Source organism: Actinoplanes campanulatus (genome assembly GCF_014647795.1).
GTDB classification, from domain to species: domain Bacteria; phylum Actinomycetota; class Actinomycetes; order Mycobacteriales; family Micromonosporaceae; genus Actinoplanes; species Actinoplanes campanulatus.
This window is the reverse complement of sequence record NZ_BMPW01000007.1, coordinates 367,643-384,515: the sequence shown is the minus strand read 5'-3', so window position 1 is coordinate 384,515 and position 16,873 is coordinate 367,643. Positions and strand designations below refer to the sequence as shown.

Below are 16,873 nucleotides of genomic sequence, written 5' to 3'. Positions count from 1 at the left end.
CTACGGCACCGCCGAGACCGTGTTGCCCGGAGTGCCGATCGCGGCCGCCATCGGCGATCAACAGGCGGCACTGTTCGGGCAGACGTGCTTCGAGCCGGGCGAGGCCAAGTGCACCTACGGCACCGGCGGATTCCTGCTGATGAACACCGGCACCAAGCAGGTCCGGTCGAGTCATGGGCTGATCACCACGGTCGGCTACCGGATCGGCGCCGAGAAGCCGGTCTTCGCGCTGGAGGGATCGATCGCGATCGCCGGGTCGCTGGTTCAGTGGCTGCGCGACAACCTGGGCCTGATCGGCACCGCCTCGGAGATCGAGACCCTCGCCGGGACGGTCCGCGACAACGGCGGCTGCTACATCGTGCCGGCGTTCTCCGGCCTGTTCGCGCCCTACTGGCAGAGCGAGGCGCGGGGCGTCATCGTGGGGCTGACCTCGTACATCACGAAGGCGCACCTGGCCCGTGCGGTGCTGGAGGCGACCGGCTGGCAGACCCGCGACGTGGTCGACGCCATGAACGCCGACTCCGGCCTGGCGCTGACCGCGCTCAATGTGGACGGTGGGATGACCGCGGACAACCTGCTGATGCAGATCGTCGCCGACTTCCTGGAGGTCCCGGTGCTGCGGCCGATGGTCGCCGAGACGGTGTCGCTGGGCGCCGCCTACGCGGCCGGGCTGGCCGTCGGCTACTGGGCGGATCTGCGGGATCTGCGCGCCAACCGGCACATGGCCGGCCGGTGGCGGCCCCGGATGGACGCGGCCCGGCGCGCAGGTGAGTACGCGAACTGGCGGCGCGCCGTGGAGTGCTCGATCCTGTTCAGCCGGCCCGAACCGTCCTGACCGTCGTGACCGTCCTGACCGGACAGCCGTCAGCGGATCGTGAAGGCGTCGAAGCCCTCGGCCGGCTCCTCGTGAACCTCCAGGTTGTCCACTCGGGCGCCGGTCGGGCCGGTCCGCGCCCAGCTGACCAGCTGCGCGACGCCCTCCGGGTCGCCCTCGAAGACCGCCTCGACCCGGCCGTCCGGCAGGTTGCGCACCCAGCCGCGGACCGCGTGGCGGCAGGCGACGCGGCGGCAGGAGTCGCGGTAGAAGACGCCCTGCACCAGGCCTTCGGCGAGGACGCGTTTGCGGATCATCGGCCCACCCTACGTCGGGATGTGTCACCGGGAGTCGTTATTGAACCGGCGTCCGGCGAGCTTTCCGGTTAGCCGGATGGTGAACATTTCACTTCGATCACACCAACCCCAGCTATCTCAAGATCCACTACAGTCGCGTGCACACACGCGCGCCGGCCGGGTCGCGTGAAGCAGGCATGCGAAAGGAGGCCGACGTGGGTAAGACCAAGGAGAAGGCCAAGAAGGCGGTAGTGGTCGAGGCCGCGCCGGTTGTCGAGGCGCCGGTTGTCGAGGCCAAGGTCAAGAAGGCCAAGAAGGAGAAGGCGGCCGCTCCCGCCGAGGCCGCTCCCGCCAAGGCGGAGAAGAAGTCCAAGAAGGACAAGAAGGCCAAGAAGAAGTGATTCGCCGGACCGCCGCGCAATCGTGCGGCGGTCCGTTTCACGATGCGTTCGTGAACAGTTCGCAAGTCATGTTGTAGTACCGATCGGTCTGTCCCAGGTGGCGCATTCCGAGCCGTCGGCAGACCGCCTGCGAGGCGGTGTTCTCCGGCCAGGTGACGGCCAGCACGGGCGAGACGCCGGACCGGGCCGCGTACGCCATCACGGCGTTGGCCGCCTCGGTGGCGTACCCCTTGCCCCACGCGTCCGGATGCAGGTGCCAGCCGATCTCGGTCTCGCCGGTGGGGGCCAGTTTCTCGCCGGAGCCGAGCAGCGGGACCAGCAGTGCGGTGCCGAGCAGGTGACCGGTCGCCCGGTCCTGGATCGCCCAGATCGTGTGCACGTCGTCCTGCCGGGCCCGCCACCGGGTCAGCGTGGCGACGGCGTCGTCGTGGCCGGCGAGGGCGCGTGGCGCCGAGCCGAGATACTGGGCCACCTCCCAGCGCGAGTACATGTCGAGGAGGAAGTCGATGTCCTTCTCCTCCCACTCACGCAGAAGCAGCCGTGGCGAGATCAGTGACCGCATCGCCGCAGCGTAACGGGGAAAGTGAAGGAATGTAACCGGCCGGTAACTCGGCAACGTCTGTGACGTTGGAAAGGCGTGCACTCGGAGGAACTCGTCATAGGCATGGTCTACGGTCGGCACGTGCTTGAAGAGGAGACGGAGTCCAGTGGTGGCTTCACGGTCCGGTTGGAGAATTTCACCGGGCCGTTCGATCTGCTTCTGCAACTGATCGGCAAGCACAAGCTGGATGTCACCGAGATCGCGCTGCACCAGGTCACCGACGACTTCATCGCCTACATCCGGGCCATGGGCGACGGCTGGGACCTGGGCGAGACCAGCGAGTTCCTGCTGGTCGCGGCGACCCTGCTGGACCTCAAGGCGGCCCGGTTGCTGCCCGCCGCCGAGGTCGAGGACGAGGAGGACCTGGCCCTGCTGGAGGCGCGCGACCTGCTGTTCGCCCGGCTCCTGCAGTACAAGGCCTTCAAAGAGGCGGCCGCGCACATCGCGGAGCTCGAGGCCACCGGGGCGCGTCGCTGGCCGCGGCTGGTCACCCTGGAGCAGCGGTACGCGGACGCGCTCCCCGAGCTGGTCCTGGGCGTCGGCCCGCAGCGGCTGCTGAAACTGGCGCTGAAGAGCTTCCTGCCCAAGCCCGGCCCGCCGCAGGTGTCGATCGCCCACATCCACCAGGTGCGGGTGAGCGTCCGGGAGCACGCCACGCTGCTGCGCGACCGGTTGCGCCGGGCCGGCACCGCCACGTTCAGCCTGCTGGTCGCCGACTGTGCGAGCACGCTCGAGGTGGTGGCCCGGTTCCTGGCCCTGCTGGAGCTGTACCGGGAGGGGCTGATCGAGTTCGAGCAGCCGGTGTCGCTGGACGAGCTGACCGTCCGTTGGGTCGGCGGTGACTCGGACGTCGAGCTCGACATCGACGACTACGAGGGCAGCAAACCGGAGGCCGAAAGTGCCGAATCGGGCGAAACACCGGCGGAGCGGCTTGACGATCCCGGCTCCGATGGCGATCTTGGCACGGGTGATGAGGCCCCGGTGGCTGTGGAGGAGAGTTCGTGAACAGCGAGGAGCGTCCCGAGTCGCTGGCGGCGCAGGCGGCCGCGTGGGTGCCGCCGTGGGAGCGGCGCCGGGAGCCGGACCGGGATTATCAGGACGCGGTCGAGGCGGAGCTTCCGGACGAGCCTTCGCCTACGTCGGAGCCTCCGGCCGAGGCGGAGCCCTCGCAGCCCGAGCCCTCGCAGCCCGAACCGGAACCCTCGGAGCCTGAGCCCTCGCAGCCTGAGGCGGAGCTTCCGCGGCCTGAGCCCGAGGCGGAACCGCAGCCGGAACCCAGGGCCGCGGTCCCCACCCAGGCGCGGCCACGGCGGGAGGATTCGCCCGCTCCCACCCGTACCCCCGCTGTTGTGATGGACGACGCAGAGCTGGCGGCGGCGCTCGAATCGATCATGCTGGTGGTCGACGAGCCGGTAGGCGAGTTGCAGTTGGCGCAGGTCCTGGAGCAGCCGGTGGAGCGGATCGCCCGCGTCCTGGAGGACGTCTCGGCGCGCTACACCGCGGCCGGGCACGGCATCGACCTGCGGCGGGCGGCCGGCGGCTGGCGGCTCTACACCCGCCCGGAGTACGCACAGTACGTCGAACGGTTCGTCCTCGACGGCCAGTCGGTCCGGCTCACCCAGGCCGCCCTGGAGACACTCGCCGTGGTCGCCTACAAACAGCCGGTGACCCGATCGCGCATCTCGGCCATCCGCGGTGTGAACTGTGACGGGGTGATGCGTACGCTGGTCACTCGTGGCCTGATCGAGGAGTGCGGCACCGAACCGGAAACCGGGGCATACCTGTACCGGACGACGTCGCTGTTCCTCGAGAAGCTCGGCCTCAACTCGGTCGACCAGCTGCCGCCGCTCGCCCCGTTCCTGCCCGACGATGTGGAAGAAGTGCTCGATGCCTCAGGCTGACACCGCCGAACGCCTCCAGAAAGTCCTGGCTTCGGCCGGTGTTGGATCCCGGCGCGCCTGCGAAGACCTGATCTTCCGGCGGCGCGTGACCGTCAACGGCCGGGTCGCCAAGCTCGGCGACAAGGTCGACCCCGCCACGGCGGAGATCCACGTCGACGGGCAGCGGGTGATCACCAACACCAAGCTCGTCTACGTGGCGCTGAACAAGCCGCGCGGCGTCGTCTCCAGCCTCGACGACGAGAAGGGCCGCACCGAGCTGGCCGACTTCCTCGGCGCCAACTTCGAGCAGCGGCTGTTCCACGTGGGCCGGCTCGACGCCGACTCCGAGGGGCTGCTGCTGTTCACCAACGACGGCGGGCTGGCGCACAAGCTGATGCACCCGTCGTACGAGATCAACAAGACCTACCTGGCCGAGGTGGTCGGGCCGCTGCCGCGCACCGTGGGCCGGGCCCTCCAGAAGGGCATCGAGCTGGAGGACGGCCCGGCGAAGGTGGACTCCTTCCGGCTGGTCGACGCGATCGGCAAGACCGCCCAGGTGGAGATCGTGCTGCACGAGGGCCGCAAGCACATCGTCCGCCGGATGATGGACGCCGTGGGGCACCCGGTCACCCGGCTCATCCGGACGGCGGTGGGCCCGATCCGTCTCGGCGACCTGCGACCCGGCGGGTTCCGCCACCTGTCGCAGGCGGAGATCGCCGCCCTGTTCAAGGCGGTCGGCGACTAGTAGGTGCGGTCGGGCAGCGCGTCGGCCGCGCTGTCGGAGTCGAAGACCGCCTTCTGCGACTCCACGCGCTTCTGCACCTGGCCGCCGAAGAAGAGGTCGACGACCACCGCCATCAACTGCTCGCCGATCTCCGGGCTGCACTCGACGACGTAGTTCAGCTTGCCCGCCGCCAGGGCCGTCAACCCGGCCCTGGTGGCGTCCACCGTGACGATGCGGACGTCGGTGCCGGGCTTCTTCCCGGCGGCCTGCAACGCCTTGACCGCGCCCAGGCCCATGTCGTCGTTCTGCGCGAAGACGGCGTCGATCTTCTTGACCCGGCGCAGCAGCTTCTTCATGGCCGCCTCGCCGCCGGCCACGGTCCAGTTGCCGGTCTCGCTGTCCATCACCCGCAGCTTGCCGTGCCGGGCGGCGGTCTCCCGGAAGCCCTCGGTACGCAGTTTGGTCGGCGACGATCCGCGGGTGCCGAGCAGTTCCACGACGTTGATGTGGCCGCTCGTGTCCTCGTAGTCGTTCTCCAGGTAGAGCGCCGCCAGGTTGCCCTCGGACGCGAACTCGGCGCCGATCGAGCTGACGTACAGCGACTCGTCCGCGGTCTCGATGAGCCGGTCGGTGAGCACCACCGGGATGCCGGCGTCGCGGGCCTGGCGCAGCACGGCGTCCCAGCCGGTCTCCACCACCGGCGAGAAGGCGATCACGTTGACCTTCGCGGCGATGTATGACTGGATCGCCGCGATCTGCTTCTTCTGGTCGCCGTCGGCGTTGTCGAATTTCAGCGTGATCCGGTTGCGCTCGGCCGCCTTCTTGATCGACGCGGTGTTCGCCTCACGCCAGCCGCTCTCCGAGCCGACCTGGGAGAACCCCAGGACGATCGGGCCGCTGGGGACGTCCCGCAGGTTGAAGCCCTCTTGCTCGTCGTTCCCGCAGCCGGCCAGCGCCGAACACATGCCGGCGGCTCCGAGTGATATGAACAAACGTCTGCGCATAGGTGAAACCCCCGTCAACGGCGATCATCAATCCCGGAACGGGTGTCGACGATAACAACGCGTTGATCGTGGCTCTACCCCATGTGGCGCCAGCAGTGGAAACCACCGCCGGCGCCACAGATGATCACGCTCTCATGACCGTGGCGATGGGAATTCCGGCCGCCCGGACCGCCGGGACGAAGCCACCGAGCACACCGGCGATCAGTCCGGCGATCACCCCGGCCACCCCGGCGTCCCAGGGGAAGACGACACCCTGGAGGAACGGCTCGGAGTTGCCGGCCACCATGACCACACCCTTGAGAGCCACGGCGCTCACCCCGATCGCCAGGGCCGCGGTGAGCAGGCCGGTGATCAGCGTTTCGGCCAGGACGATGCCGGCCAGCAGGGCGCGGGGTGTGCCGACCGCACGGCGCAGCGCGAACTCCTCGACCCGCTCGCCGACGGTGGCCAGGCCGACGTTCAGGATGCCGGCCACACCGATCAGCAGGACCAGGCCGGCCATCGACAGGAAGATCAGCCGCATCAGGGCCAGTTCCTTCTCCTGGTCCTTGCGCGAGTTGATCAGTTCGACGTACGGCTCCGCGTTGATCGCCTTGAGCTTGCTGGTGAGCACCTGCTCGACCGGCGTGTTCCCGGTCATCAGCACGTTCATCTCGCCCATGGACGGGTCGACGAGTTTCGTGGCCGGGATCCAGTTGGCCATCTCGTCCATCCGGACGTACGCCCGCGGCTGGTAGTCCCCGTCGTCGACCACACCGATGAGCTGCGGTGTCACGTTCGCGCTGGCGCCCGGCACACGCATCTCGGCCGGCACCTTGTAGCGCTCGAAGCCCTTGGCCGCCTCCTTGTTGAGCACCAGCCGCGGCGCCATCATCGGCATCGAATCGAAGTCGAGCCACTGGCCGGACTCCGGGCGGAAAGGCTTGAACTGGCGGATGTCGCCGGTGAGCGCGGTCAGCCGTACCTCGATGGCCTGTCCTTCCGGACCGGCCTCCGCGGACGTCTGCTCCCGGCAGTTGCCGGTCGCGTCGCACACCATCGGCATGCCGTAGAACCCGATCTCGTCGAACGGCGAGGCGTTCGGGTTGACCGGCCGGACGCCGGGCTCACCGATGATCGCCGAGACGCCCACCACGGCCACCGCGTCGTCCCGGCCGGGAACGGTGTCCATGATGATCTCGCTGACCCGCGGCTGCGGGGCCATGCCCATGACCTTGGTGCCGTCGATGCCGCGCTGGAGCTCCATGTCGGCGAGCAGGGCGCGTTCGGCGATGCTGGCGCCGGCCTGCACCACCACGACGGCGAGCACACCGAGGAAGAGGCTCACCATGGACAGCAGGGTGCGGGTCTTGCGGGACCGGATGCCCTGCAACCCGATGATGAGAGCCGAGCGGAACCGCCCGGAGAGCCGGATCACACTGCACCTCCGGAAACCCGCACAAGACCGCGATCGTGACGCTCGCTTCGCTCGGTCACGCTGTACCACCCCAAACCCGCACAAGACCGCGATCGTGACGCTCGCTTCGCTCGGTCACGCCGCCACCTTCTGCTCGGCCAGCACACCGTCGTTGAGGTTCAGGATCCGGCCCATCCGGGCCGCGTGGTCCCGGTCGTGGGTGACCAGGATGAGCGCGCACCCGCGGGCGGTGACCCCCTGGAGGGCGTCGATCACCAGCGTGCCGGTCTCGGTGTCCAGGGCGCCGGTCGGCTCGTCGGCCAGCAGGATCCGCGGTTGCCGCACCAGCGCGCGGGCGATCGCCACCCGCTGCTGCTCACCGCCGGACATCTTGGCCGGCCGGTTCTTCGCCAGATGCGCGATGCCGACCTCCTCGAGAGCGGCCATGACCTTGGCCCGGCGCTGCCGGCGGGGCAGCCAGCCCTGGCCGTTGACCAGCGCCATCGCCACGTTCTGCGCGGCGGTCAGATGCTTGAGCAGGAAGAACCGCTGGAACACGAAACCGAAGTGCGAACTGCGCAGCTTCGCGGCCCGGCGCTCCGGCAGCCGGCTGATCTCGGTGCCGTCCAGCAGGTAGCTGCCCTGGTCCGGGCGGTCGAACAGGCCCAGCACACTGAGCAGGGTGCTCTTGCCGGAACCGGACCGGCCGACGATGGCCAGGCTCTCCCCGGGGTGCACGCTCAGGCCGACGCCGTCGAGGATCGTCCGCGGCTGTTCCTGTCCCTTGAGGACCTTGGTGATGCCGTTCAGCTCGATGAGGGCCGTCACCCGGTCACCTCGCCCGGCGGCGGGGTCGGCAGGTTCGGCCCGGGCACCGCGATGGTCTCGTTCCCCTGGAGGCCCTTCTTGATCTCGATGACCTTGCCGTCCGAGATGCCCAGCGTCACGTCGATCGTCTTGCGCCGCCGCTCCTCGCCGATGACCAGGTCGACCTTGCCCCTACCCTGCGAACCGGCGACCGCCTCGACCGGCAGGACCAGCGCGTCCTCGGACCGGCCGGTGATCACGTCGAGGGTGACGTCCGAGCCGTTGATCAGCTTGATCTTCGCCGGGGCGACGCAGACCACCTGGAGGCCGGTCGGTTCGGAACCGGTCGCGCCACCGGCGTCGGGCGCCGGCTCCTCCTTGAACACCGGGGGCGCCGACGGGTTCGCGGTCGGCTGCGTGGTCGGATCCGGCTCGGGCTCCGGCAGCGTTCCGGCGGGCAGCGCCGCGATCGTGCCGATCGGCTCACAGTTGAACGGCCCCGGGCCGTTCTTGATCTGCGCCTTGATCGACTTCACGGCGCCGGAGATCCGGTACGCCTGCGCGCTGTCGATATCGGCCACGATCCCGTAGCCGACGTGCTTCGCCGAGATGATCGGCATGCCCTTCGACACCGGCGACTTGTCTGCCATCAGCCGCCCGGCCATGATCGAGCCCTCCGGGACGTACACCCGGCGCGGGGCGCCCCCGGCCCACACCGATGCCACCCAGGTGTCCCGCACCACCGGCACGGTCGTCGGCTGCCGGTCGGTGAACCGCAGCTCACCCCCGGCCGGCGCGACGATCCCGAAGGTCGGGTTGATGGTCACCTTTCCGGCCAGGCTGATCTGGTTCACCAGATCCTGCCGCGTCGGCTGAACGGTGGTGAGCACGGTCCCGCGGGCCTCGAGCTCCGGGGTCTGCGGCTGCTCGCCCTCCGACGTACAGCCACCCAGGAGCACCACGACAGCCGAGGCCATCACGCACACACGTCTCTTCACCCGGTTCCCCGTTCACGCTGACAGCGGACATTCCGGTATCGAAGGTGATCCCCACCCGATCCCGGCGCGACGGAACGGTACATGACCGTCGCAAGCCAGGGCGAGCCCCGTGAGTCTCGGTATTCGAGACGCCACGATGAGTCATCACCAGGTACGACATCCGTTGCTGTGCGACAGCTGTGCGTGATCGGCAGGCGTGGCCCGGGCCCGGTCCGTGAGTGATCGGCGGGCGCGGCCCGGCTCAATCCGTGCGGTATCCGTGCGCCGCGAGCACCGTCAGCAGCCGCTCATCGAATGCGGTCTCGTCCCCGTCGCGCCATCGGTGCCCGCCGGGACACTCCCAGTTGGGTGGCTGCGGGGGCATGAGACAGCCACCGAGGGCCAGCTCTCCGCTCCGCGCGGCCGCGAGCGCCTCCGGCACCGGAAGACCGAAGATCAGTGGCACCCCGGCCACGCCGCATTCGGGACACAAACTCACCCCCGCACCGTACCCGTGACCTCGCCCACCGCACCCGGGTCTTCCGCCTCGGCTACGCCTTCGCCGCCACCCCGGTCACCCCGGTCGTTCCTCTTCCGCCTTCTTTTCCGGTACGCCTACGCGCCCCCATTCGTGCGGCCGCGGCCTGCCTGCTCACGCCCGCGAGACCCGCGCCGGGCCTGGATCGCGTGCCCCCGCGCGCCGCCGTGGAGCCAGTCGCGGTGAGCCGCCTCCCGGAGCCTCGAGAGCAGGTCAGCGCGCACGATCGAGTGGCCGTGACAGTGGTGACCGCACACGCGGGACCCCGCGTGTGCGGGCACCACTGTCAGAGGGCGGGCAGGCGCACACGAACCCGCGAGTGTGTGCGATAGCCGGGACGGCGTTCGGCGAGAGGCTGAGATCAGCCGGACCCAGTGGCCCGTGCGGCGCCAGCCGCCCGGGCGGGCTGGGGTGAGGTGGGGCACGCGATCTAAGCCCGGCGCGGGCCTCGCGGGCGTGCGTGGCAGGCAGGTCGCGGCCGCACGAATGGGGGCGCGTAGGCGTACAAAAGTGAGAAAGAGGCGAAGCGGAGCGAGCCGGGTCAGGTCAGACGGGTGACCAGGATGCGGCCGCCCTCGAAGACGCCGCCGTCGACGGCGATGACGCGGCCGCCGGTGTAGCGGTGGGCCGAGACGGCCTGGGCCGGGGTCAGGCCGAAGTGGCTGAGCAGCGTGCTGTGGCCGTGCACGATGGCCGAGCCGCCGTAGGCGGACAGCAGCTTGTCGACGGCGGCGGGGGAGCGGAGGTCGCCGCGGCCGCAGAAGCGGGACCACAGGTGCAGCCAGATGTACGGGTCGCTGCTGGCCAGGGCGCCGGTCACGTGATCGTTGACGGCGGTGAGGGTGGCGCCGAACTCCAGGTACGCGGTGCTGTCGCAGTGGGCCAGCAGGTGGTCGTCGGCGACGGTCAGCGCCGGCAGCGTGGCCAGCCAGTCCAGGTGGTCGGGGGTGAGGCCGCGCAGGTCGTTCTCGCGGCCGCCGTAGAGGCGCCAGGCCCCGTAGTAGCCGCCCTCCGACGCCGGCCATCCCGGCACCGGATCGGTGCCGAAGCGGCGTGCGGCCAGCAGGAACACCTCGTGGTTGCCGAGCAGCGCCCGGACGTTGCCGCCGGACTGGGCGGTCAGGCGGCGGATGTCGTCGACGATGCCGAGGCCGTCGGGGCCGCGGTCGAAGTAGTCGCCGAGCAGCCACAGCCGGGCGTCCGCGCCGCACCAGTCGCCGGCCGCGTCGACCAGGCCGGCATCGCGCAGGGCGTCGCGGAACTCGGTTCGGTGTCCGTGCATGTCACTGGCGGCGAAGAGAGGCGGCACGGGCGAGGACTATAGACCTGTCATATGTCGGTGGTGTTGAGATTCATGCGGTCAGCACCGGGGCGTTGAGCAGGGCGTCGATGTCCGCGGCCGGGATCGGGCGGGAGAAGTGGAAGCCCTGGGCGTACCGGTAACCGAGCGCGTGCAGCCGGTCCGCCTGGTCCTGGGTCTCCACGCCCTCGGCCACGGCGCGCAGGCCGAGCGTCGACGCGATGGTGCTCAGGGACGAGGCGATCGCCTCCTGCTCGGCGGTGCCGTTGAGGTCGTCGATGAACGACTTGTCCACCTTGAGGGTGGTGACCGGGCAGGTCCGCAGCAGGGTGAGCGAGCTGTGCCCGGTGCCGAAGTCGTCCAGCGCCACGCCGACGCCGAGCTCGCGGAGCTCGCGGACGGTCTCCAGGGCCGCGCCGCCGGCGAACACCGCGGTCTCGGTGATCTCGATGGTGATCCGGTCCGGGGTGAGGCCGTGCCGGTGCAGGGCGTCGGCGACCATGCCGGGCAGGACCGGGTCGAGCAGCTGCCGGGCCGAGACGTTGATGTTGACGCGTGGTCCGGCGATGCCGTACCGGAGCTGCCAGGCGGCGGCGTCGGCGCAGGCGGTCTCGAGGATCCAGGCGCCCAGGTCGATGATCAGGCCACTGTGCTCGGCGACCGGGATGAACTCGGCCGGCGAGATCACCGGCTGGTCGTTCGGCTGCCAGCGGATCAGCGCCTCGACACCGGCGACCGAGCCGCTGGGCAGTTCCACGATCGGCTGGTAGAGCAGCTTGAACTCGCCCCGTTCGAGGCCGCGGCGCAGGCCGGCGGCCAGTTCGGCGTGGTGCTGGGCGGTGGCGTCCAGGGCGCCGCTGTGCTCGCGGGCCCGGTCCGCGCCGGTGTACTTGGCCGCCTGGAGGGCGAGCTCGGCGCGGCGCAGCAGGTCCGGCACGGCCTTCCCGGTGCCGGTCGCCACCCCGGACGTGACGGTCACCAGGAGGTCCCGGTCGTCCACCCGCAACGGGGTGCGGAACGCGTCCACCAGGGTTTCGGCGAGGTTCCCGTCGATGCCGGGCATCAGGACGCCGAACTCGTCGCCGAGCAGCCGGGCCACCACCACGGCGCCGCCGGTGACCGCGGTGACCCGTTCGGCGGCGGCGCGCAGCAGGGTGTCACCGGTGTCGTCGCCGAGCTGGTCGTTGAGCGCCGCGAACCCGTCCAGGTCGCAGACCGCGACAGTGGTCGGCGCGGTGCGCTCCGCCAGGGTGGTGGTGAACAGGCGCCGGTTCGGCAGGCCGGTCAGGTCGTCGTGGTGGACCTGGTCCTCCATCCGGTCGAGCAGCACCGCGTTGTCGAGCAGCGCGGCGAGCTGCCGGATCATCACGAGGACGGTCAGCGCCACGGAACCGCCGGCCAGATCGGGCGGCAGGAAGCCGGTGTGCAGGGTGACGGTGATCAGCATGACGAGGGCGACCCCGACCGCGATGTACGGGACGAGGCTGATCCGGCGTTTGGTGGGCCGGGGCTCCGACGTCACGGTCCGGGTCTGGACCCAGGCGGCCAGCGTGAACAGGAGACCGGCGATCGGCGCCGTGACGACGGCGCCGCTCAGGTGCGGCCAGTGGTTGAGGACGGGCTGCAGCACCCAGGCGGCCGGGCCGAGCAGGCCGCCCGGGGCGAGCGCCCACAGTGCCGGAGCCACGGCCGGGGCGGTGCCGGTGACGCTCACCTTGAGCACCATGACGATCGTCGAGGACGCGATCACCACCACGGTCACCATCAGCGTGGTGGTGATCGGGCTGCCGGCGGCGAAATCGGGGGTACGCCGGAGGAAATGGGTGAGGACGACCGCGGCGGCCACCCCGACGATCGCGACGTCCAGGAAGGTCGCGAGGGCGGCCCGCCAGTTGCGGCGGGTCGTCGGCAGCCGGAAGACCGCCAGCATCGCGTAGCCGGCCGCCGCGGCGAACAGGGCCGCCGTGATCGGGCTCATCGGCTTCAGCGCGTTGCCGAGGACCACCTGGCTGACGATCTGCGTTCCGACGCCGGCGAGCAGCAGCGAACAGGCGGTCGAGAACCGCCGCCAGAGAAGACGGACCGGCCCCTCCCCGAGGGCCGCGGCGACCCGGCAGGCCGCGATCGCGGTGCCGATGCCGCCGACGGTGGCCGGCCAGATCAGCCAGGACGGCACCGGCCGCAGCACGCCGACGACGCCGAGCGCGAGGGCCGCCAGCGCCCAGGCTGCCGCCCACACGGCCAGCAGGTTGGCGGTACGCAGGGATGGTCTCGTCACGGCCGCTCGATCGGCAACGGAGAGCCGCCGGTTGAGTCAATCGGTGGGGAGTAAACCCTTTTGCACCTTGCCCATAACGTTGCGGGGCAGTTCGCTGACGTGGCGCACGCGGCGGGGCCGTTTGTGGGCGGCCAGGCGCTCGGCGACGAAGGCGATCAGTTCCTGCTCGGTGACCGGGTCGCCGACCACGTATGCGGTGATCTGCTCACCCAGGTCGGCGTGCGGGGTGCCGATCACCGCGGCCTCCCGGACCGCCGGGTGCAGCAGCAGGGCGTCCTCCACCTCGCCGGCGCCGACCCGGTAGCCGCCGGTCTTGATCAGGTCGGTGGAGGCGCGGCCGACGATGCGGTGCCAGCCGTCGGGGGCGATCGTCGCCACGTCGCCGGTCGGGTACCAGCCGTCGGTCAGGTCCGGGGCCCGTACGCCACCGTCGCGCAGATAACCGTCGAGCAGGGTGGGGCCGGTCACCTGGAGGTGGCCGATGGTCTCGCCGTCGGCGGGCAGGGGCGCGCCGGACTCGTCGACCAGCCGGGTCGCGACCCCGGGCAGGGGAGTGCCCACCTGGCCGGGGCGGCGTTCGCCGTCGGCGCGGGTGCTCACCGTGATCAGGGTTTCGGTCATGCCGTACCGCTCGACCGGGGATTGCCCGGTCAGCGTGGCGAGACCGTCGAAGACCGAGGGCGGGAGCGGGGCGCTGCCGGAGACCAGCAGGCGGGCCGGTCGCAAGGCTTTCGCGGCGGTGGGGTCGGCGGCGATCCGGGACCAGACGGTGGGTACGCCGAAATACATGGTTCCGGCCGCGGCCGCGTAGTTCGCCGGGGTGGGGCGGCCGGTGTGGACCAGGCGGCATCCCAGGCGCAGTGGTCCCAGGACGCCGAGCACCAATCCGTGGACGTGGTAGAGGGGCAGGCCGTGGACCAGGGTGTCGTCGGGGGTCCACTGCCAGGCCGCGGCCAGGGCGTCGAGGTCGGCGGCGATGGCGTCCCCGGAGATCACCACGCCTTTGGGGGCGCCGGTGGTGCCGCTGGTGTAGAGGACGAGCGCTCCCCGCACATCCGACTTGTCCAGATTTAGGGGTGTAAAGTCGGGCAGGGCTAGCGCCGCTCGCGAGTCCTCCAGGATGTGCCGCCGCTCCAGAACGCCCGCGTCCGGCGGGATCGGCACGATCGGCACCCCCGCCAGCAGCGCCCCGGTCACCGCCACGATCGTCGACAGGCTCGGCGTCGCGTCCACCGCCACGATCGGCGCACCCGTGATCTCGGCGGCCACCTGACCGGCCCGGTCCAGCAACTCATGACGGGACAGCGCCCCGTCCGGCGTGGTCACCGCCGCCTCCAGGTCGGTGGCTTCGTGCAGTGCGGTCAGCAGCGGCATGACCGGATCCTACGAAAGTGCGACGGCTCGCCCCTTGCCGCGCCTGGCATCCGGGCGCCGGCGTTGTCCTGCCCGAAACGTCTGCCTACGGTCTAAATCTCCTGGTGTCTGAATCTCCTGGTGAGAGGGGCGGTGGGATGGCTGACCTGGCCCGGTGGCGGGATCTGCACCGGCTGGCCCGCGGCTATCGCGGGCGCATCCTGGGAGCGGCCGCACTCAGTCTGTTCGGAACCCTGCTGGCGCTCACCCAGCCGCTGCTGGCCCGGATCGCGGTCGACGGCGCCGCGGCCGGCCGGCTGCCGTGGCCGGTGATCGGCGCACTGGCCGCCCTGTTCGCGGCGCAGGCCAGCGCTCTGGCCCTGGCCCGGTACGTCCAGGCGCACACCGGCGAGACGATGACCCGTGACCTGCGCCGGAACGTGACCGGTCACCTGCTGCGGGTGCGGCTGTCGGTGCTGGAGCGTGGGCGGACCGGGGATCTGATCGCCCGCGCCTGCGGCGACACGGCCGCCGTGAAGACGCTCATCGCGCAGAGCCTAGGCACCGGCGTGGCCGGGCTGATCGGCCTGATCGCGGCGGTCGGCGTACTGGCCTGGCTGGACCCGTGGCTGCTGGCCGCCGTGGTGGCGCTGTTCGGCGGCTCGTTCGGGGCGCTGCTGGCGGTGGTGCGCCGGGTGCGGATCGCGTCGCGCAGCGCCCAGTCCGCCGAGGGCATGCTGCTGTCCGATCTGGAACGCGTCCTCGGCGGCATCCGGGTGGTGCGGGCCTGCCGGGCGGAACGGGCCGAAGCCGACCGCCTGAACTCGTCGGCGCGGCATGCCTACCTGGCGAACCTGCGGATGGCCGGCATGGTCGCCCTCAGCGGCCCGGCCAACGACCTGGCGGTCAGCGGAGCGTTCCTGGCGGTCCTGCTGGTCGGCGCGTCCCGGGTGTCGTCCGGCGCGATGACCCTCGGTGAACTGGTCGGCTTCACCCTGGCGATGACCTACCTGGCGGCGCCCATCTACGAGATCTTCCAGGCGGTGAGCGCCGTCCAGCAGGGCTCCGGCGCGCTGCACCGGATCAACGAGGTGCTGTCCCTGCCGGTGGAGGGCGACCGCCCGATCGCGGTGGCCCGGGTCCGCGGCACGTCCCGCCGGCCGTCACCGGTCCTGGAGTTCCGCGACGTCTGGTTCGGCTACGAGCCCGGCCGCCCGGTGCTGCGCGGCATCGGCTTCACCATCCCGTCCCGCGGCCAGACGGCCCTGGTGGGCCCGTCCGGCGCCGGCAAGTCGACGATCTTCGCCCTGGCCGAACGCTTCTACGACCCGGACCACGGCACGGTCCTGCTGAACGGCCGCGACGCCCGCTGGACCCGCTACGCCCACCATCGAGCAGCGGTGGGCCTGGTCGAACAGGACTGCCCCCTGCTGGCCGGCACCCTCCGCGAGAACCTCCTCTACGGCGCCACCCGGCCCGACGACCGCGAACTGGCCCGCGTCCTGGCGATGACCGGCCTGCTCCCGGTGGTGGCCGCCCTCCCACTGGGCCTGGACACCCCGGTAGGCGAACGGGGCCGCCGCCTCTCCGGAGGCCAGCGCCAGCGCGTCGCGATCGCCCGCTGCCTGCTGGCCCGCCCCGAGTTGATCCTGCTGGACGAGCCCACCGCTCACCTGGACCCCGACAGCGAACGGGCCCTGACCGCCACCCTCCGCGAGGTCTCCGCGGTCTGCTCCCTCATGGTGATCGCCCACCGCTCCACCACCGTCCGCTCCGCCGACCAGATCCTGGTCATAGACGCGGGCGTGGTCACAGCCACAGGCACCCACAGCGAGTTGTCCCGCTCCGACCCCTACTACCGCTCCTTGGCAGATCAAACCCCATCAATTGTACGAATTTCCCCGTCCCCTCTCCTATGACCGCCCCACCAGCTCCCGCGACCCAGTCCCTACTCCAGCCCGTGCCGCCCCCGCCGGGCTTAGCTGCCCACTCACCCTTACCCCCACCCGCCCCCGTCACCCCTTCGCCCCGCGCCGGCCCGCCTCCTTCTCGCCGTCTCCCGCACCCCCCCCGCGCCCGTCACTCGTTCGTCCCGCGCCGGCCCGCCTCCTTCTCGCCGTCTCCCGCACCCCCCCGCGCCCGTCACTCGTTCGTCCCGTGCCGGGCTGGCTCCTTCTCGCCGTCTCCCACGCCCCCGCGCCCGTCACTCGTTCGTCCCGTGCCGGGCTGGCTCCTTCTCGCCGTCTCCCACGCCCCCGCGCCCGTCACTCGTTCGTCCGTCGCCGACACCCGGCTCCCTCTGGCCGTCTTCCGTGCTCATGTGTCGCTCACCCGTTTGCCGCGTGCCGGGCTGGCTCCTTCTCGCCGTCTTCCGTGCTCATGTGTCGCTCACTTGTTCGCCGCGTGCCAGCCCGGCTCCCTCTGGCCGTCTTCCGTGCTCATGTGTCGCTCACCCGTTTGCCGCGTGCCGGGCTGGCTCCTCCTCGCCGTCTTCCTCACCCGTG

General features: G+C 70.9%; 16 protein-coding genes. 6 read left to right on the top strand and 10 right to left on the bottom strand.

Annotated features, from left to right (window positions below):
- The coding region (locus tag IEZ13_RS16410; RefSeq protein ID WP_268240106.1) for an FGGY family carbohydrate kinase at positions 1 to 835 on the top strand (835 nt) is incomplete at its 5' end.
- A 29-nt stretch (positions 836 to 864) separates the two neighbouring features.
- Here the strand turns inward: IEZ13_RS16410 and IEZ13_RS16405 are convergent.
- Positions 865 to 1,131, bottom strand: coding sequence for an acylphosphatase (locus tag IEZ13_RS16405; protein WP_183221676.1), 267 nt, complete (start codon positions 1,129 to 1,131; stop codon positions 865 to 867).
- Positions 1,132 to 1,325: 194 nt separating this feature from the next.
- Here IEZ13_RS16405 and IEZ13_RS16400 point away from each other — a divergent pair, with 194 nt between their 5' ends.
- Positions 1,326 to 1,511, top strand: coding sequence for a hypothetical protein (locus IEZ13_RS16400; protein WP_183221678.1), 186 nt, complete (start codon positions 1,326 to 1,328; stop codon positions 1,509 to 1,511).
- A gap of 37 nt (positions 1,512 to 1,548) precedes the next feature.
- Here the strand turns inward: IEZ13_RS16400 and IEZ13_RS16395 are convergent, their stop codons facing one another.
- Complete coding sequence (locus tag IEZ13_RS16395; RefSeq protein WP_183221680.1) at positions 1,549 to 2,073, bottom strand: GNAT family N-acetyltransferase; 525 nt, start codon at positions 2,071 to 2,073, stop codon at positions 1,549 to 1,551.
- A 102-nt stretch (positions 2,074 to 2,175) separates the two neighbouring features.
- Between IEZ13_RS16395 and IEZ13_RS16390 the strand changes: the two genes are divergently transcribed.
- Genes IEZ13_RS16390 through IEZ13_RS16380 form a run of 3 tightly spaced genes read left to right on the top strand, consistent with a single transcriptional unit; the run spans position 2,176 to position 4,737 of the window.
- Positions 2,176 to 3,117: a segregation and condensation protein A gene (locus IEZ13_RS16390; protein WP_183221682.1), complete on the top strand. Its 942-nt coding sequence runs from the start codon at positions 2,176 to 2,178 to the stop codon at positions 3,115 to 3,117.
- Positions 3,114 to 4,013, top strand: a complete 900-nt coding sequence (gene scpB, locus IEZ13_RS16385; RefSeq protein ID WP_183221684.1) for an SMC-Scp complex subunit ScpB — start codon at positions 3,114 to 3,116, stop codon at positions 4,011 to 4,013. The genes IEZ13_RS16390 and scpB overlap by 4 nt, the downstream gene beginning before the upstream one ends.
- The gene (locus IEZ13_RS16380) at positions 3,982 to 4,737 is read left to right on the top strand and encodes a pseudouridine synthase (RefSeq protein ID WP_183221686.1); all 756 of its coding nucleotides are present in this window, start codon (positions 3,982 to 3,984) and stop codon (positions 4,735 to 4,737) included. Before scpB ends, IEZ13_RS16380 begins: the two co-directional genes overlap by 32 nt.
- Here the strand turns inward: IEZ13_RS16380 and IEZ13_RS16375 are convergent.
- The 8 genes from IEZ13_RS16375 to IEZ13_RS16340 all read right to left on the bottom strand — a co-directional run bounded on the left by IEZ13_RS16375 (position 4,734) and on the right by IEZ13_RS16340 (position 14,390).
- Complete coding sequence (locus tag IEZ13_RS16375; RefSeq protein WP_183221688.1) at positions 4,734 to 5,720, bottom strand: ABC transporter substrate-binding protein; 987 nt, start codon at positions 5,718 to 5,720, stop codon at positions 4,734 to 4,736. The two genes, IEZ13_RS16380 and IEZ13_RS16375, sit on opposite strands and share 4 nt — an antisense overlap.
- Positions 5,721 to 5,844: 124 nt before the next feature.
- Entirely contained in the window at positions 5,845 to 7,137 is a 1,293-nt protein-coding gene (locus IEZ13_RS16370; protein WP_183221690.1) for an ABC transporter permease, read from the bottom strand.
- A 114-nt stretch (positions 7,138 to 7,251) separates the two neighbouring features.
- A complete protein-coding gene (locus tag IEZ13_RS16365; RefSeq protein WP_183221692.1) occupies positions 7,252 to 7,944 on the bottom strand; it encodes an ABC transporter ATP-binding protein in 693 nt (230 codons plus the stop codon).
- Positions 7,941 to 8,921 (bottom strand): efflux RND transporter periplasmic adaptor subunit, encoded by a 981-nt coding sequence (locus IEZ13_RS16360; protein WP_203834112.1) that lies wholly within the window; start codon positions 8,919 to 8,921, stop codon positions 7,941 to 7,943. The genes IEZ13_RS16365 and IEZ13_RS16360 overlap by 4 nt, the downstream gene beginning before the upstream one ends.
- A 241-nt stretch (positions 8,922 to 9,162) precedes the next feature.
- Positions 9,163 to 9,399, bottom strand: a complete 237-nt coding sequence (locus tag IEZ13_RS16355; protein WP_183221694.1) for a hypothetical protein — start codon at positions 9,397 to 9,399, stop codon at positions 9,163 to 9,165.
- A 580-nt stretch (positions 9,400 to 9,979) separates the two neighbouring features.
- On the bottom strand, positions 9,980 to 10,747 hold the full coding sequence (locus IEZ13_RS16350) for a metallophosphoesterase (protein WP_203834111.1): 768 nt from the start codon (positions 10,745 to 10,747) through the stop codon (positions 9,980 to 9,982).
- A 43-nt stretch (positions 10,748 to 10,790) separates the two neighbouring features.
- Positions 10,791 to 13,016, bottom strand: a complete 2,226-nt coding sequence (locus IEZ13_RS47510; protein ID WP_183221695.1) for a putative bifunctional diguanylate cyclase/phosphodiesterase — start codon at positions 13,014 to 13,016, stop codon at positions 10,791 to 10,793.
- A gap of 36 nt (positions 13,017 to 13,052) precedes the next feature.
- Positions 13,053 to 14,390, bottom strand: a complete 1,338-nt coding sequence (locus IEZ13_RS16340; RefSeq protein WP_183221697.1) for an AMP-binding protein — start codon at positions 14,388 to 14,390, stop codon at positions 13,053 to 13,055.
- Between the two features lie 137 nt (positions 14,391 to 14,527).
- Between IEZ13_RS16340 and IEZ13_RS16335 the strand changes: the two genes are divergently transcribed.
- On the top strand, positions 14,528 to 16,288 hold the full coding sequence (locus IEZ13_RS16335) for an ABC transporter ATP-binding protein (RefSeq protein ID WP_183221699.1): 1,761 nt from the start codon (positions 14,528 to 14,530) through the stop codon (positions 16,286 to 16,288).
- Positions 16,289 to 16,873: the final 585 nt, after the last annotated feature.

What these genes read in the sequence shown, in the direction of transcription:
- IEZ13_RS16405 (WP_183221676.1), bottom strand. Translation starts at nt 1,131, where the DNA reads ATGATCCGCAAACGCGTCCTCGCCGAAGGCCTGGTGCAGGGCGTCTTC.
- IEZ13_RS16395 (WP_183221680.1), bottom strand. Translation starts at nt 2,073, where the DNA reads ATGCGGTCACTGATCTCGCCACGGCTGCTTCTGCGTGAGTGGGAGGAG.
- IEZ13_RS16390 (WP_183221682.1), top strand. Translation starts at nt 2,176, where the DNA reads ATGGTCTACGGTCGGCACGTGCTTGAAGAGGAGACGGAGTCCAGTGGT.
- IEZ13_RS16380 (WP_183221686.1), top strand. Translation starts at nt 3,982, where the DNA reads ATGTGGAAGAAGTGCTCGATGCCTCAGGCTGACACCGCCGAACGCCTC.
- IEZ13_RS16375 (WP_183221688.1), bottom strand. Translation starts at nt 5,720, where the DNA reads ATGCGCAGACGTTTGTTCATATCACTCGGAGCCGCCGGCATGTGTTCG.
- IEZ13_RS16340 (WP_183221697.1), bottom strand. Translation starts at nt 14,390, where the DNA reads ATGCCGCTGCTGACCGCACTGCACGAAGCCACCGACCTGGAGGCGGCG.
- IEZ13_RS16335 (WP_183221699.1), top strand. Translation starts at nt 14,528, where the DNA reads ATGGCTGACCTGGCCCGGTGGCGGGATCTGCACCGGCTGGCCCGCGGC.